Source organism: Streptomyces sp. NBC_01788 (genome assembly GCF_035917575.1).
Taxonomy (GTDB): Bacteria; Actinomycetota; Actinomycetes; order Streptomycetales; family Streptomycetaceae; genus Streptomyces.
The window spans coordinates 5,065,252-5,080,402 of record NZ_CP109090.1; the positions used below are offsets into that span (position 1 = coordinate 5,065,252).

11 protein-coding genes are annotated in these 15,151 nt (G+C 71.2%); 5 read left to right on the top strand and 6 right to left on the bottom strand.

The window, feature by feature from the left end; translation table 11 throughout:
• Positions 1–12 precede the first annotated feature (12 nt).
• Positions 13–1,713, bottom strand: a complete 1,701-nt coding sequence (locus tag OIE49_RS23050; RefSeq protein ID WP_326803942.1) for a hypothetical protein — start codon at positions 1,711–1,713, stop codon at positions 13–15.
• 360 nt (positions 1,714–2,073) lie between these two features.
• Between OIE49_RS23050 and OIE49_RS23055 the strand changes: the two genes are divergently transcribed.
• Together OIE49_RS23055 and OIE49_RS23060 are read left to right on the top strand one after the other, a co-directional pair.
• Positions 2,074–3,345, top strand: coding sequence for a hypothetical protein (locus OIE49_RS23055; RefSeq protein WP_442812352.1), 1,272 nt, complete (start codon positions 2,074–2,076; stop codon positions 3,343–3,345).
• A gap of 19 nt (positions 3,346–3,364) precedes the next feature.
• Complete coding sequence (locus OIE49_RS23060) at positions 3,365–3,709, top strand: hypothetical protein (protein ID WP_326803943.1); 345 nt, start codon at positions 3,365–3,367, stop codon at positions 3,707–3,709.
• Here the strand turns inward: OIE49_RS23060 and OIE49_RS23065 are convergent.
• From OIE49_RS23065 to OIE49_RS23080, 4 genes are all read right to left on the bottom strand, one after another.
• Positions 3,706–4,476, bottom strand: coding sequence for a succinate dehydrogenase/fumarate reductase iron-sulfur subunit (locus OIE49_RS23065; RefSeq protein WP_326803944.1), 771 nt, complete (start codon positions 4,474–4,476; stop codon positions 3,706–3,708). The two genes, OIE49_RS23060 and OIE49_RS23065, sit on opposite strands and share 4 nt — an antisense overlap.
• Positions 4,473–6,416 (bottom strand): fumarate reductase/succinate dehydrogenase flavoprotein subunit, encoded by a 1,944-nt coding sequence (locus OIE49_RS23070; RefSeq protein WP_326803945.1) that lies wholly within the window; start codon positions 6,414–6,416, stop codon positions 4,473–4,475. The genes OIE49_RS23065 and OIE49_RS23070 overlap by 4 nt, the downstream gene beginning before the upstream one ends.
• Positions 6,417–6,441: 25 nt before the next feature.
• The gene (locus OIE49_RS23075; protein ID WP_326803946.1) at positions 6,442–7,278 is read right to left on the bottom strand and encodes a hypothetical protein; all 837 of its coding nucleotides are present in this window, start codon (positions 7,276–7,278) and stop codon (positions 6,442–6,444) included.
• An 81-nt stretch (positions 7,279–7,359) separates the two neighbouring features.
• A complete protein-coding gene (locus OIE49_RS23080; RefSeq protein ID WP_100568255.1) occupies positions 7,360–7,647 on the bottom strand; it encodes a hypothetical protein in 288 nt (95 codons plus the stop codon).
• 329 nt (positions 7,648–7,976) lie between these two features.
• Between OIE49_RS23080 and OIE49_RS23085 the strand changes: the two genes are divergently transcribed.
• Positions 7,977–10,220: an ABC transporter family substrate-binding protein gene (locus OIE49_RS23085; protein WP_326803947.1), complete on the top strand. Its 2,244-nt coding sequence runs from the start codon at positions 7,977–7,979 to the stop codon at positions 10,218–10,220.
• Positions 10,221–10,287: 67 nt separating this feature from the next.
• Here the strand turns inward: OIE49_RS23085 and typA are convergent, their stop codons facing one another.
• Entirely contained in the window at positions 10,288–12,195 is a 1,908-nt protein-coding gene (typA, locus tag OIE49_RS23090; protein WP_100568253.1) for a translational GTPase TypA, read from the bottom strand.
• 288 nt (positions 12,196–12,483) lie between these two features.
• On the opposite strand from typA, the gene OIE49_RS23095 reads away from it, so the two are divergent.
• Together OIE49_RS23095 and OIE49_RS23100 are read left to right on the top strand one after the other, a co-directional pair.
• Positions 12,484–12,807, top strand: a complete 324-nt coding sequence (locus OIE49_RS23095) for a hypothetical protein (RefSeq protein ID WP_326803948.1) — start codon at positions 12,484–12,486, stop codon at positions 12,805–12,807.
• 612 nt (positions 12,808–13,419) lie between these two features.
• Complete coding sequence (locus OIE49_RS23100) at positions 13,420–15,069, top strand: peptide ABC transporter substrate-binding protein (protein WP_100568251.1); 1,650 nt, start codon at positions 13,420–13,422, stop codon at positions 15,067–15,069.
• Positions 15,070–15,151: the final 82 nt, after the last annotated feature.

The window sequence follows — 15,151 nt, forward strand, 5'->3', positions numbered from 1 at the left end:
GCCCGGCCAGGCCTACGCCGGTTTCGGGCGGCGGCGCGCCCGGGTGCCCGGGCCGCCGTAGCAGGCGGGCGGACCGCCGTCGGGGTCCTCGCCCAGGAGGATGCCGCCGAGCACCGCCGCGGTGGCGCCGGCGGACGGGTCGCCGGCGGCGCTGGGGTTGCCGTGCAGGCGCACGTCCTGTTCGGCGAGTTCGCGGGCCTGGCGGGCCAGGACGTCGGCGGTCTGCGGGTCGGTCGGCAGGAGGCGCCGGGCCTCCGCCAGCCGGATGCGGGCCGTGGCGCCGACCACGCCCCGGTGCGTGCCGACGAAGTCGTCGGCGGCGGCGAGGGCGCTGCGCGCGACGAGTTCCTCGGCGGCCGACAGGACACCGGAGCGCCGGGTGCCGACCGGCGCGGTCGCCCGTACGATCCGCCGCAGCGCGTCCAGCGGGTCGTACGGCCCCGCGGCCGGCTGGGCGCGTACGCGTACGTGGGCCAGCTCCAGGTCGGCGTGCGTGACGCGGGCGCGCAGCTCACCGGCGGCGACGTCGACGGGGACGGCGGCCGAGGAGGCGCCGGCCGTGTCCGTGCCCGCGCCGGGCGAGGGCCGCGACGCCGCTCCGGGACCCGGGGTGCCGGGGGAACCGGCGGTCAGCTGTGCGGTGGCGGACGCGGCCGCGCGCCGGATCGCGTCCACGTCCGCCTCCGCGCCGCTGAGCGCCGCCGGTACGAGGCGCCCGGCGGTCGACAGCTCCTCGGCCAGCCGTTCGACGCCGTGCACGAACACCCCGATCTGGGCGACCGCGCCCTCGGCCACGCGCAGGTGACGGGCGGCCGCCGCGGCGTCTCCCGCGTCGGCCGACTGGTGCGCCCGGTTCAGCCGGGAAGTGGCCAGCAGCAGCCGGTCCTTGGCCAGCTCCACGTGTCCCGTGACGGATGCGACGGCCGCCGGCCCGTACCGTTCGCGCAGTCCGGCGACGGTCGAAGCGGCGGCTCCCGTGCGCCCCGCCAGCTCACGGAACCGTGTCTCCGCGACCTCCAGCGCCTCGCGCGACCCCCGTTCCAGGCCGCGCAGTTCGTCGAACGAGGCGGCCTCCGCGTCCAGCAGCCGTCCCGCCTCCTCGCAGCGTCCGACCACGCCGGCCAGCGCCTGCGTCCGGGCCGCGGCGTCCTCGGGCACCCCGTGGTCGTAGCGTTCCCGCATCCTGCAGGCGGCGGCGAGTTCGGCGTCCGCCTCCCGTACCGCCCGCGCGAACGGCTCGACGGCCGCCGCGCCGAACCGCGCCTCGGCGAAGCCGAGTTCCTCCCGGCTGGTGCGCACCCAGTCGTCCGCGAGGGTGATCAACTCCGTCGAGCGCCGGTCGAGTCCGTCGGACGCCGGCGGCGACCGCCACGGCGCGGACGGCGGGGCGGGGCCGCCGCCCGGGGTCGTACGGGTCCTGGCCCGCCGGGTCCGCCGGACGTACGCGTACCCGGCGAGCACACCCGCCGTGCCCACCGCCACGAGCGGCAGGGCGAGATAGCCCGGCGACGTCTCGTCGTGCCGCTGTGCGGCGATGGCGGTCACCGGACGGGTCTCGGGGAGCGCAACCGCGGTGCCGCTGTTGATCGTCATCCCCGGAAGCACCAGCCACACGATGCCCGCCGCGCCACCCAGCACGATGTGCGCCACCCGCCCCGACAGCCGGCGGGCCGCGCACCGCGGCCGGGCCACCCGGAACACCGATGCCGTCACATTCGGGAGCGTATGACCCCCCGAGCGGGCACGCGACCGGGCCGAGGCACTGGTGGGGCAGACGGTACACGGCAACACGGGAGGGGCCCCGACATGAAGAACACCACCGGCGAGCAGGAGAACGCCGACCCGAGGCCCACGTCCGACGCGGGGCCCACGTCCGACCCGGAGAACGCCGCCGGAGCGGACGCCCCTGCCGCCGTCCGGGAGACTGCCGCCGCAGCGGACGCGTCCGGTGCGGCGGGCGCGCCCACCGGTCGGGCCGGTGGCACCGGCGCGGAGAACGCGACCGTCACGGGCGGCGAAGCCGGTGGTACGCACGGCACCGCCGACGCGGAGAGCGGGACCGGCAGAAACCACATCTCCGCCCCGGCGAACGCGTCGGGTGCCCAGGACACCGCAGGCGCGGCGACCGCGCCCGGTGCGGACGACATCACCGGTGGGCAGGAGCCCTTCGGCGCGCCGAGCGCGCCGGGCGGGCAGGGCACCACCGCCGCCGTGAACGCGCCCGGCGCGGACGACGCGGCCGCCCGGCAAGAGCCCACCGGCGCCCGGCGCGACCCCGACACCGCGGCCGCCGACCCCGGCCAGGGCCGAGCGGGTCCGGCCCGGCGCTCGCGGCGTGGTCTTCGCTGGGTTCGGCGGGTCGCCCTCGGGCTCGTACTGCTGCTGGTGCTGCCGTTGGCCGGGGCCGAGGCCGCCCTTCGCGTGAACTACATGGGTGACCTCGCCGACGGGACGTACACCAGGGGGCAGGACGCGATCTGGCTCGGGCATGCCTGGGTGGACGGGCGGAAGAAGGACGCCGATGTCGCCGCCCTCGCCCGTCGGCTGCGCGGAACCGGTATCCGTGACCTGTATGTGCACGCGGGTCCGCTCGAACACGACGGCACCCTGCCGAAGTCGGCGTACTCCGGGGCCGGTTGGCTGATACCCGCCGTGCACCGCGCGCTGCCCGGCGTCCGTGTGCAGGCCTGGCTCGGGGACGAGCTGGCCACCGAGAGCCCGGACGGGATGCGGCTGGAGCGGGCCGCGACGCGCGCGGCCGTCGTCACCTCCACCCGCGAGATCCTGGCGGCCGGCTTCGACGGAGCGCACTTCGACCTGGAGCCGCTGCACTCGGGCGACCGCGACTACCTCGGCCTGCTCGACGACCTGCGCGCCGTCACCCGCGCCCACGGCGTCCCCCTGTCCGTCGCCGCCCACCAGATCGACCCGTTGCCCGCCTTCCACAGCCTGTGGGGCACGCTCACCAACCACCCCAAGTGGTGGTCGCAGGCGTACTTCGCCCAGGTCGCCCGCCGCGTCGACCAGATCGCCGTGATGTCGTACGACACCATGCAGCCGCTGCCGAGCCTGTACGGCGGCTACGTCGCCCAGCAGACCTCCCTCGCCCTGGAGGTCACCCCGCCCACGACCGACCTGCTGATGGGTCTGCCGTTCTTCCACGACAACCGCTTCGGCCACCGCGCCTCCGCCGAGACCGTTCCCGCCGCCGTCCGGGGTGTCCGCCTCGGCCTCTCCCGCACGGACGCCGGCCGCGAGCGCTTCGGCGTCGCGCTGTACGTCGACTTCGCCGCCACGGAGGACGACTGGACCGCGTACCGGGAAGGCTGGACCGACCTGTCATGATCACGGCGTCGATGGGAGGATGAGCGGCATGCGCTCGATGGCGATGTGGACGACCGCCCTGGCTCTCGTGGTCGCGGCGGGCGGGGCAGTGACCGGGATCCTGGCGATCACGACCGGATGGGTGCCGCCGGCCGGCCGGAAAAAGGTCCTGCGGCCCCAGCTGTGGGGGTACGGCACACTGACCGCCGCCGTCGGCACGGGCGCGTTCCTCCTGTGCCTCGGCATGCTCGGCAGCAGGCCGGCCGCCCACTTCAACCTCGCGCTCGTGGGCATGGCCGTGTCCCTCCTGGGCTCGTTCCTTCAGTTCGTGTCCCGGCGCCCCGCCCGCACGGACTCCCTGAACCGCCCCCAGGACGCGGCTTAGGACGACCGCCGCCCGATCTTCGACCCCAGCCACACCAGCGGGTCGTACTTGCGGTCGACGGCCCGTTCCTTCAAGGGGATCAGCGCGTTGTCGGTGATCCTGATGCCCTCGGGGCAGACCTCCGTGCAGCACTTGGTGATGTTGCAGAAGCCGAGCCCGTGCTCGTCCTGCGCCGCGCGCTTGCGGTCCAGGCCCGCGTCCGCGGCGGCGTCCAGCGGGTGCATGTCGAGTTCGGCGACGCGCATCAGGAAACGCGGGCCCGCGTACGCCCGCTTGTTGTCCTCGTGGTCGCGCACGACATGGCACACGTCCTGGCACAGGAAGCACTCGATGCACTTGCGGAACTCCTGCGACCGGTCCACGTCCTCCTGGAACATGCGGTACTCGCCCGGACCGAGACCGGCCGGCGGGACGAACGCCGGAACCTCGCGCGCCTTGGCGTAGTTGTAGCCGACGTCCGTCACCAGGTCGCGCACGACCGGGAAGGCGCGCAGCGGGGAGACGGTGATCGTCTCCTCGGGCTCGAAGACCGACATACGGGTCATGCACATCAGCCGGGGCCGCCCGTTGATCTCCGCGGAGCACGAACCGCACTTGCCCGCCTTGCAGTTCCAGCGCACGGCGAGATCCGGCGCCTGGGTGGCCTGGATCCGGTGGATGATGTCGAGCACCACCTCGCCCTCGTTGACCTCGACCGCGAAGTCCTCCAGGTCCCCGCCCCCCGCGTCGCCCCGCCACACCTTGAAGCGGGCCTCATAGCTGCTCATTCGTACAGCTCCTCTTCGGCGAGGTACTTGACCAGCTCCTCCTTCTCGAAGAGGGCGAGCAGGTCGGAGCGGATGGGTTCGGTGGTCTCCCGGGAGAGCGTGATCTGGCCGCGCACGGGGTCCGTCGCCGCCAGCCCGCCCGTCGGGTCGGTCAGCCGGCACAGCAGGTTGATCCGGCGCCAGTCGCGGTCCATCGCGGGGCAGTCCTCGCGGGTGTGCCCGCCGCGGGACTCCGTGCGCTCCAGCGCGGCCCGCGCCACGCACTCGCTGACCAGCAGCATGTTCCGCAGGTCGAGCGCGAGGTGCCAGCCGGGGTTGAACTGCCGGTGCCCCTCGACCCCGGCCCGCCGCGCCCGTACCCGCAGCTCGCCGAGCTTCTTCAGGGCCTGCTCCATCTCGCCCTCGCGGCGGATGATGCCGACCAGGTCGTTCATGGTCTGCTGGAGTTCCTGATGCAGGGTGTACGGGTTCTCCGGCGGCCCGCCCGCGGGTTCCCCGCCCTGCCCGCCCTCCGCCGAGAACGGCCGCAGCGCCTCCGCGGCCGCCGCGTCGACCTGGGCGTCGTCCACGCGCGGGCGTCCGGGCGCGGCCCCCGTCGCGTACTCGGCCGCGTGCCACCCGGCCCGGCGCCCGAACACCAGCAGGTCGGACAGCGAGTTGCCGCCGAGCCGGTTGGAGCCGTGCATGCCGCCCGCGACCTCCCCGGCCGCGAACAGTCCCGGCACCCCGCGGGCCGCCGCCGTGTCGGAGTCGACCGCGACACCGCCCATCACGTAGTGGCAGGTCGGCCCGACCTCCATCGGCTCCGCCGTGATGTCGACGTCGGCCAGCTCCTTGAACTGGTGGTACATCGAGGGCAGCCGGCGCCGCACGACCTCGGCCGACATCCGCGTCGACACGTCCAGGAACACCCCGCCGTGCGGTGAGCCGCGGCCCGCCTTGACCTCGGAGTTGATCGCGCGGGCGACCTCGTCACGGGGCAGCAGCTCCGGCGGGCGCCGGTTGTGGTCCGGGTCCTCGTACCAGCGGTCCGCCTCGTCCTCCGACTCGGCGTACTTCTCCTTGAAGACGTCGGGGATGTAGTCGAACATGAACCGCTTGTCCTCGGAGTTGCGCAGCACGCCGCCGTCGCCGCGCACCGACTCGGTGACGAGGATGCCCTTCACCGACGGCGGCCAGACCATGCCCGTCGGATGGAACTGCACGAACTCCATGTTCAGCAGCGGCGCCCCGGCGAGCAGCGCGAGCGCGTGCCCGTCGCCGGTGTACTCCCACGAGTTCGACGTCACCTTGAACGACTTGCCGATGCCGCCGGTCGCGACGACGACCGCGGGCGCCTCCAGCACGAAGAAGCGGCCGGACTCGCGCTCGTAGCCGAAGACCCCCGAGACGCCGTCGCCGTCCTTGAGGACCCTGGTCACCGTGCACTCCTGGAAGACCTTCAGACGGGACTCGTAGTCCCCGGTCTCCCTCTTGTCCTCCTGCTGCAACGAGACGATCTTCTGCTGGAGCGTGCGGATCAGCTCGAGGCCCGTGCGGTCGCCGACGTGGGCCAGGCGCGGGTACTCGTGCCCGCCGAAGTTGCGCTGCGAGATCCGGCCGTCCTTCGTGCGGTCGAACAGCGCGCCCCAGGTCTCCAGCTCCCACACCCGCTGCGGGGCCTCCTGCGCGTGCAGCTCGGCCATCCGCCACTGGTTGAGGAACTTCCCGCCGCGCAGGGTGTCGCGGAAGTGGACCTGCCAGGTGTCGTGCTCGTTGGCGTTGGCCATGGCCGCCGCGATGCCGCCCTCGGCCATCACGGTGTGCGCCTTGCCGAACAGCGACTTGCAGATCACCGCGGTGCGCGCCCCGCGCTCGCGCGCCTCGATCGCGGCCCGCAGCCCGGCGCCGCCCGCGCCGACCACGACGACGTCCCATTCCTGCCGGTCCACCACGGACATCACAAGGCCCCAGTCGTCGTACTCATCAGAAGAACCGCGGATCGTCGAAGGCGCCGGAGGCGACCAGGTACACGTAGAAGTCGGCGAGCGCCACGCTGAACAGCGAGGCCCAGGCCAGTTGCATGTGGCGGGCGTTCAGCCGGCTCACGAACTGCCAGAGGCGGTAGCGCACCGGATGCTTCGAGAAGTGCTTGATCTTGCCGCCCACGATGTGCCGGCAGGAGTGGCAGGAGACCGTGTACGCCCAGATCAGCGCGATGTTGACCAGGAAGACGACGGTGCCGAGCCCCATGTGACCCCAGCGGTAGTGCTGGTCGCGGAAGGCCAGCACGGTGTCGTAGGTCAGCACGCCGGCCACCAGGATCGCCGCGTAGAAGAAGTACCGGTGGATGTTCTGCAGGATCAGCGGGAAGCGGGTCTCGCCGGTGTACTTGCGGTGCGGCTCGGCGACCGCGCAGGCCGGCGGCGACGCCCAGAAGCCCCGGTAGTAGGCCTTGCGGTAGTAGTAGCAGGTCAGCCGGAAGCCCAGCGGGAAGATCAGGATGATGATCGCCGGGGAGATCGCCCACCAGCTGCCGAACAGGTCGGCGTTGGGGCCCGCGTGCATGGTCCGGCAGTTCTGCGCCAGGCACGGCGAGTAGAACGGCGAGACGTACGGCGCCGCGTAGTAGTGCGCGTTGGCGAAGGCCCGCCAGGTCGAGTACACGACGAACGCGAGCAGTCCGGCCGCGGTGGCGGCGGGCGCCAGCCACCAGCGGTCGGTCCGCAGATGCCGGGCGGCGATCTTCGCCCGTCCGGGGGAGCGGACACCGCCGCCGAGCGTATGGGGTTGCGTGCCGGGGGGTTCGGTACCTGTGGCCAATGCGGGACGCACCTTCCTGTCAGGCTCGTCTCCGGGGCACTGGAGCCGGTGTCGAGCCCCTTCGGGTCACTCGCGGTCGGTTCAGGGGGCGTGGCGGTCGCGGGCGCCGAGTCCCTCGTCGTCCGAGTCCGTCCACAGGGAGATGTCGTAGGGCGCGTCGGAGATGGTGACGAGCGCGGGCTGCTGTGGCGCGGCCCGGTCCTCGGAGGCCTCGCGCAGCAGGGCGACACTCTCCCGCAGGTGGTCGGCGTCGGTGCGTACGCGGCGTATCTCCAGCCCGCCCGCGAGCTGGTGCTCCAGTCGGCCCACCGACCGCAGCAGATCGTCGAGAGCGCGCTGGACCGACGTCAGGTCGTCGTGAACGGACATGACGTGACCTCACTTCCACGGGCCGGAAGACCCTAGGCGGCGACGTTCATGCGCCTGCGAGTGTTGCGCGTCACACCTGTCGGTGGGAAGGGATGTGCACCGATTGGCGGATTGCACACCCCACGCGCGCGCCCGCACGCGCTCCGGGGGCGCCGGAGGCTCCTGCGCCGAACGGGTGACCTTGCGAGCCCGCTCCGCCGTGTCGCCTCCGGCTGACGAACCCTTTCCTCTTCAGTGGGCCGTAGATCTGATGAACACCAAAATACCGCCAAATGCGATCAAACCCTACCCGTGCCACCGGCGGGAGCGGCTCCACGGAGGTAGCACAGATGTCCTACGACGGTGTCGGTCCGCGCGCGGTCATGCGCTCGGTCGCCTTCCTGACCGCGGGCGCCCTCGCGGTGCCCCTGCTCGCCGGCTGCAGCTCGGACGACGAGGGCAGCAAGCCGCTGGCCGCCCAGGACATCGCGCCCGCCGCCCGCAACCAGATCACCGACGGAGGCAGACTGCGCTGGGCCGTGGACGCGATGCCGCAGACGCTGAACACCTTCCAGGCGGACGCCGACGCCGGCACCACCCGCATCGCCCAGGCAGTGCTGCCCGCCATGTTCCGGCTCGACGTGAACGGCCGTCCGCAGCGCGACGCCGACTTCCTGGAGTCCGCCCGGGTGGTCGAGACCGAGCCCAAGCAGGTCGTCGTCTACCGGCTCAACCAGCAGGCCGTCTGGAGCGACGGCCGCGAGATCGGCGCCGCCGACTTCGCCGCCCAGTGGCGCGCCCTGTCCGGCAAGGACTCGGCGTACTGGACCGCCCGCAACGCCGGGTACGACCGCATCGAGAAGATCGAGCGCGGTGCCAGCGACCTGGAGGTCCGCGTGACCTTCGCCCGCCCCTACGCCGACTGGCAGTCGCTGTTCTCGCCGCTGTACCCCAAGGACGTCATGGGCACCGCGAACGCCTTCAACGACGGCGCCCGCAGAAAGCTCGCGGTCAGCGCCGGACCGTTCGCCGTGCGGAAGATCGACACCAAGTCCAAGGACATCGTCCTCGGGCGCAACCCGCGCTGGTGGGGCCACCCGGCCAAGCTGTCCGAGATCGTGCTGCACGAGGTGCCGGGCGACAAGCGGGCCGCCGCCCTCGCCGAGGGTTCCGTGGACGTGGCCGACATCGAGCCCGGCGACGTCCAGCGGATCACGGCCGCCGTCCAGGGCGGCAGCCCCTTCCGGGGCCCGGCCGGCGGCCGCACCGCCGCCAAGGCGCTGCGCTCCTGGGCGGTGCTGCACGGCTCCGACGACAAGGCCGCCGGCCGCGAGCGCCGCGCCCTGGCGGCGGAGCGCACGTCGCTCACCGCCTATCTGCGGCAGCAGGAGTCACTGCGCGACTTCCAGGTGCGCAAGTCGCTGGAGCCCTCGTACACCCAGCTCGCCCTCAACGGCTCCGAGGGCCCCCTGGCCGACGAGCGGGTCCGCCAGGCGGTGGCGCACGCGCTGGACCGCAAGGAACTCGCCGAGATCGTCCTGAAGCCGCTCGGCCTGCCCGCGGTCCCGGTCGGCAGCCACCTCGCCCTGTCCGGCCAGAACGCCTACGCCGACAGCAGCGACGCCCTCGGCGGCGAGGACGCCGCCCAGGCGCGGGACCTGCTCGCGGACGCCGGCTGGGTGCCCGGCCCGGTCAAGGAGCAGAAGGACGCCAAGAAGGCCGAGAAGGCCAAGAAAGGGGACAAGGCGGCCGGCGGCGAGGGCCACGGCTCGCAGAACTCAGCCGGCGACGGGACGTACGTCGTCGGCCAGAACGACGACGTGGAGGACGGCAAGGGACCCGGCCGGAGCGAGCAGGACCGGGACCACAAGGACCAGGAGCAGAGCGGGCCGGGCGACGGCGGCGCCAAGCAGCTCGCTCAGGACGGCAGGCAGTACACCCACGACCACCTCAGGCAGGGCGGCGCGCCCGGTGCCTACGCCCCCAAGGGCACCGCCGCTCCGGGACCCGCCGCCGCGGGGCCGCTGGCCAAGGACGGCAAGCCGCTCACGCTGCGCTTCGTGGTTCCCTCGGGCCCCGGCTCGGACACGCTGCGCAAGGTGGCCGACCGGGTGACGGCCATGCTCGCGAAGGTCGGCATCGGCACGGAGATCACCAAGGTCCCCGACGAGAGCTACTTCCGGGACCACATCGCCTCCGGCCAGTTCGACCTCGCGCTGTACTCCTGGCCCGCCTCCGCGTGGCCGGCCACCGACGCCCGGCCCATCTACGCCAAGCCGGTGCCGGCCGCCGACGGCTCCCTGAACGTCCAGCAGAACTACAGCCGCGTCGGCACCGACCAGGTCGACCAGCTCTTCGACCAGGCCCTCACCACCCTGGACGAGGGCGAGCAGGCGGGCCTGCTGCGCAAGGCCGACGCCCGCATCTGGGCGGCGGCCGGGTCGATCCCCCTCTATCAGCGCCCCCAGCTCACGGCCGTCCGCAGGAACCTCGCGAACGTCGGGGCCTTCGGCTTCCAGACCCCCGTCTACGAGGACATGGGCTTCCTGAAGAAGGGGGCGCAGCCGTCGGGCGGCGCCTCGCCGAAGGGCTGACAGTGCCCGAACACGCCGGCAGGCGCCGCTCCGGAGAGCGGCGCCTGCCGGTTGGTGTGCCCGAGGGTCAGGAGTGCTTGGCGCGGCTCGCGGCGCGGGCGCGGTCGCGCTGGTCGAGGACGACCTTGCGGATGCGGACCGCTTCCGGGGTCACCTCGACGCACTCGTCGTCGCGGCAGAACTCCAGCGACTGCTCCAGGGAGAGCTTGCGCGGCGGGACGATCGCCTCGAACGAGTCGGCCGACGACGACCGCATGTTCGTGAGCTTCTTCTCCTTGGTGATGTTGACGTCCATGTCGTCGGAGCGGGAGTTCTCACCGACGATCATGCCCTCGTACACCTCGGTGCCCGGGTCCGTGAACAGCACGCCGCGCTCCTGGAGGTTGGTCATCGCGAACGCGGTGACGGCGCCGGAGCGGTCGGCGACCAGGGAGCCGTTGTTACGGGTCTGCAGCGTGCCGAACCAGGGCTCGAAGCCCTCGTGGATGGAGTGGCCGATGCCCGTGCCGCGGGTCTGGGTCAGGAACTCGGTGCGGAAGCCGATCAGGCCGCGGGAGGGCACGACGAACTCCATGCGGACCCAGCCGGAGCCGTGGTTGGACATGTTGTCCATCCGGCCCTTGCGTACGCCCATGAGCTGGGTGACGGCGCCCATGTGCTCCTCGGGCACGTCGATCGTCATGCGCTCGACCGGCTCGTAGGTCTTGCCGTCGACCTCCTTGGTGACCACCTGCGGCTTGCCGATGGTCAGCTCGAAGCCCTCGCGGCGCATCTGCTCGACCAGGATGGCCAGCGCCAGCTCGCCGCGGCCCTGCACCTCCCAGGCGTCCGGGCGCTCGGTGTCCAGGACACGCAGCGAGACGTTACCGATCAGCTCGCGGTCCAGACGGTCCTTGACCTGGCGGGCGGTGACCTTGCGGTCCTTGACGACCGCCTTCGCGTCGGCGCCCTTGCCGGTGCCACCGCGGCCGACCAGCGGGGAGGTGTTGGTGCCGATGGTCATCGAGATCGCGGGCTCGTCGACCGTGATCAGCGGCAGCGCGATCGGGTTCTCGGTGTCCGCGAGGGTCTCGCCGATCATGATGTCCGGGATACCGGCGACGGCGCAGATGTCACCGGGGCCGGCCTTCTCGGCGGGCTTGCGGGTGAGCGCCTCGGTCATCATCAGCTCGGAGATCCGCACGTTCTGCACGGAGCCGTCGCGCTTGATCCACGCGACCGTCTGGCCCTTGCGCAGCTCGCCCTGCTCCACGCGCAGCAGCGCGATACGGCCGAGGAAGTTGTCCGCGTCCAGGTTGGTCACGTGTGCCTGGAGCGGGGCGGCCTCGTCGTAGGTGGGGGCCGGGATGTGCTGGAGGATCGTGGAGAAGAACGGCTCCAGGCTGGTGGAGTCCGTGGGGACCGTGCCGTCCTCGGGCTTGGTCAGCGAGGCGATGCCGTCCCGGCCGCAGGCGTAGACGATCGGGAACTCGATCTGGTCCTCGTCGGCGTCCAGGTCCAGGAACAGGTCGTAGGCCTCGTTGACGACCTCGTCGATCCGGGCGTCGGGCCGGTCCGTCTTGTTGATGCAGAGGATGACGGGCAGCCGGGCCTGAAGGGCCTTGCGCAGCACGAAGCGGGTCTGCGGCAGCGGGCCCTCGGAGGCGTCGACGAGGAGGACGACGCCGTCGACCATCGACAGGCCGCGCTCGACCTCGCCGCCGAAGTCGGCGTGGCCGGGGGTGTCGATGATGTTGATCGTGATGGGCTCCCCACCGTCCTTGGGGTGGTACTTCACCGCCGTGTTCTTGGCGAGGATCGTGATGCCCTTTTCACGTTCCAGGTCGTTCGAGTCCATCATGCGCTCGTCGACCTGGTCGAGCTGGTGCGCGGCGAAGGCGCCGGCCTGCTTCAGCATGCCGTCGACGATGGTGGTCTTGCCGTGGTCGACGTGGGCGACGATGGCGACGTTGCGGATGTCGTGGCGCGTGGCCATAGTGAGGCGTACTCCCGAAGTGTGCGGACGACCTGCGCGTACGTCGGTGTTACGCGGGCCCTGCCGGGCGGGGACCCGCCACGGCCTCACCCCATCGTACGGGGTCCTGTCACCCTGTCGTCGTCCCCGACCGACGCGAAGGCCGCAACCGGCCGCAAGCTCACGTTTCTCTCAAGTCGCTGGTATCCCTTTGGATCACGACTGTCTACTTTGACCTGACCTCGTCATTCGGCGCGGCCGGGAACCCGGCCGGGACCAGGCCGGGCCAGTGGAAGCGGGGAGAAGACAGTGGCCAAGAAGCTGATGCCGGCGGTGGCGGCCACGGGTCTGGCCGCGGCGTCCGGCCGGGAGGTCACCGCCGGGGCCGGCTACTCGGCCGGCTGGGTCATCTCCAGCATGGACGCCCATGCCTCCGGGACCCTGAGCAAGGCGGGGGAGAAGCCGGGGACCTACGTGGTCTTCAGCGGCGTCAAGAAGGCCTCCGGCTACTACAAGGCCAAGACCTGCAACAGCAAGGCGCACAGCTGGAACGTCCAGGCGGAGGGCGCCGTCAAGTGCAGCGAGAAGCCGAAGAGCGGCACCGTGAAGCTCGCGGCCAGGGGGTACTGCTGACGGTCCCCGGGCCCTGCGGGGCCCGCTGACCGGGACGCGCCGCCGGCTCGGTGCGCGTCGGACGCGGCCGGGGTTCCGCCGGGAGCCTCGGCCGCGATCCGTTCGCAGATGGGATCGGCCGATCGAGGGTTTTCCCTAGGGAACGGCCCGGGGCCGCTCAGGGATCGCGTCGGCGACCCCGCGGCGCTAAGGTGGCGCAAATGTGCACACCCGCCGGTAGGTGTGTCCTGGTTCCTCCCGCTTGCGGCGTCGAGAGCATGACTCCGCCGACGAGCGCAACTGATTTCCCGTCAGATTGTCCGCTATCCGGACGCGTGATTCCGATAGTTGTGTAACAAGTCCGTTTCGCAGGGATCTTTCGCGAAACGGTTTGTCCGGATTTTGGAAGATGTAGCTGTCAGGTGTGATCGAACCGAGACCGAATGGCAGTGGTCCGAGCGGTGAGCGATGGCAGATAGTTAGGCGCGTAGAGCTCGGGTCGACGGGTCATGCGCTGGCAGGAGGCGCCGACTCACGAGCGTTGCGGGCGCACTAGATCTTCCCCGTTCTTCATGGCCGTGGAATGTCGCGTGCTCCGCCTTGCGGTGAACACAGGACTCAGAGGAGGAACCCATGCGTGGTGCCAGGAGCGCCAAGTGGGTCGCTGGTGCAATCGTCATAGCTCTGGCTGCGACCGCTTGTGGAGGCGGCGACGACAGCAGCAGCGGCAGCAAGGGCTCCGGCAAGGACGGTGGCTCCTTCCGGATGGGTATCACCGAGCCGGTGGCCATTGACCCTTACAACGCGCAGGAGTCCGAGGGCATCCTCGTCACGACCAACCTGTTCACCGGTCTGTACCTGCCGACCGCGGACGGTCAGGTCGTTCCGGCGCTGGCCACCTCGAAGAAGGTCAGCAAGGACGGCAAGACCTGGACCTTCGGCATCAAGAAGGACACCAAGTTCACCAACGGTGAAGCGGTGGACGCCGAGTCCTTCATCCGCGGCTGGAACCGCGTGGCGCAGAAGTCGGCCGCGTCCGACGTCGCCTACCACATGGCCGGCGTCGACGGCTTCGGCGACGTGCAGTCGGGCAAGGCCAAGACCCTGTCCGGTCTGAGCGCCCCGGACCCGTACACCCTCCAGGTGAAGCTGTCCGCGCCGGACTTCGAGTTCTACGTCAAGCTCACGCACACGGTCTTCAGCCCCGTCCCGAAGGTCGCGGGCGACGCGAAGAACAAGGCGTACAACGACGCCCCCATCGGCAACGGCCCCTTCAAGATGTCGGGCAAGTGGGAGCACAACAAGTCGATCACGCTCGTCCGCAACGACGACTACGGCCTGACCAAGGCCCACCTCGACAAGGTGCAGATCGACATCCTGAACTCCAACAACGGCAGCACGCTGGAGTACCAGGGCTTCGAGTCGGGCCAGTACGACTGGGCCCGTATGCCCACCCCGCAGCTGCCGGCCGCCAAGGCCAAGTACGACCCGCAGGGTGAGTGGCTCGAGCAGGACACCAACGGTATGAACTACCTCCTGCCGATCACCGACAACGGTCCGCTGAAGAACGTCAAGGCGCGCGAGGCCGTCTCCTACGCGATCAACCGGGACGCCATCATCAAGGGCGTCTTCCAGAACATGCAGAGCAAGTCGACGACGATCCTGCCGCCGGCGTTCAAGGACGTGTACCAGAAGGACCTGTGCACCTCCTGTGTCGCGCAGGACACGGCCAAGGCCAAGCAGCTCGCCAAGGAAGGCGGCCTGAAGCCGGGCACCACCATCGAGCTCGGCTACAACACCGGTGCGGGCCACGAGGAGTGGATCCAGGCCGTCAAGCAGCAGCTCGAGGACGTCCTCGGTGTCAAGGTGAAGGCGACCGGCAAGCCGTTCGCCGAGCTCCTCGGCGACCAGCAGAAGCCGAACGCGACCGGTCTGTACCGCTTCGCCTGGGGTGCCGACTACCCGACGCCGGACAACTTCCTGTTCCCGCTGCTGGACACCGCGTCCATCAACAAGGACGCCTCCGGCAAGGTCACCGGTGACAACCGCGGCCGCTACAGCAACAAGAAGTTCGACGACCTGCTCGCCAAGGCCCGCGCCACCGAGGACGAGTCCGGCCGCAACGCGATCTACAAGGAGGCGGAGAAGGTCGCCATGGACGACATGGCCCTGATCCCGCTCTGGAACCGTCACCAGCTGCGCCTCGCCAACACCAAGAAGTTCGACAACATGGCGATGGACTTCCACGAGGACCCGAACCTCGCTGAGATCAAGCTGAAGTAACGGGTCGCCGCGCACGGCGCGGAATCCGGAAACCGGGGGTCGTGGGGTTCGAGCTGGGGCTCGGACACCACGACCCCCGCCG

Coding starts and splice junctions, on each gene's coding strand:
- OIE49_RS23060 (WP_326803943.1), top strand. CDS start 3,365: ATGAGCGGCATGCGCTCGATGGCGATGTGGACGACCGCCCTGGCTCTC.
- OIE49_RS23065 (WP_326803944.1), bottom strand. CDS start 4,476: ATGAGCAGCTATGAGGCCCGCTTCAAGGTGTGGCGGGGCGACGCGGGG.
- OIE49_RS23070 (WP_326803945.1), bottom strand. CDS start 6,416: ATGTCCGTGGTGGACCGGCAGGAATGGGACGTCGTCGTGGTCGGCGCG.
- OIE49_RS23080 (WP_100568255.1), bottom strand. CDS start 7,647: ATGTCCGTTCACGACGACCTGACGTCGGTCCAGCGCGCTCTCGACGAT.
- OIE49_RS23085 (WP_326803947.1), top strand. CDS start 7,977: ATGTCCTACGACGGTGTCGGTCCGCGCGCGGTCATGCGCTCGGTCGCC.
- typA (WP_100568253.1), bottom strand. CDS start 12,195: ATGGCCACGCGCCACGACATCCGCAACGTCGCCATCGTCGCCCACGTC.
- OIE49_RS23100 (WP_100568251.1), top strand. CDS start 13,420: ATGCGTGGTGCCAGGAGCGCCAAGTGGGTCGCTGGTGCAATCGTCATA.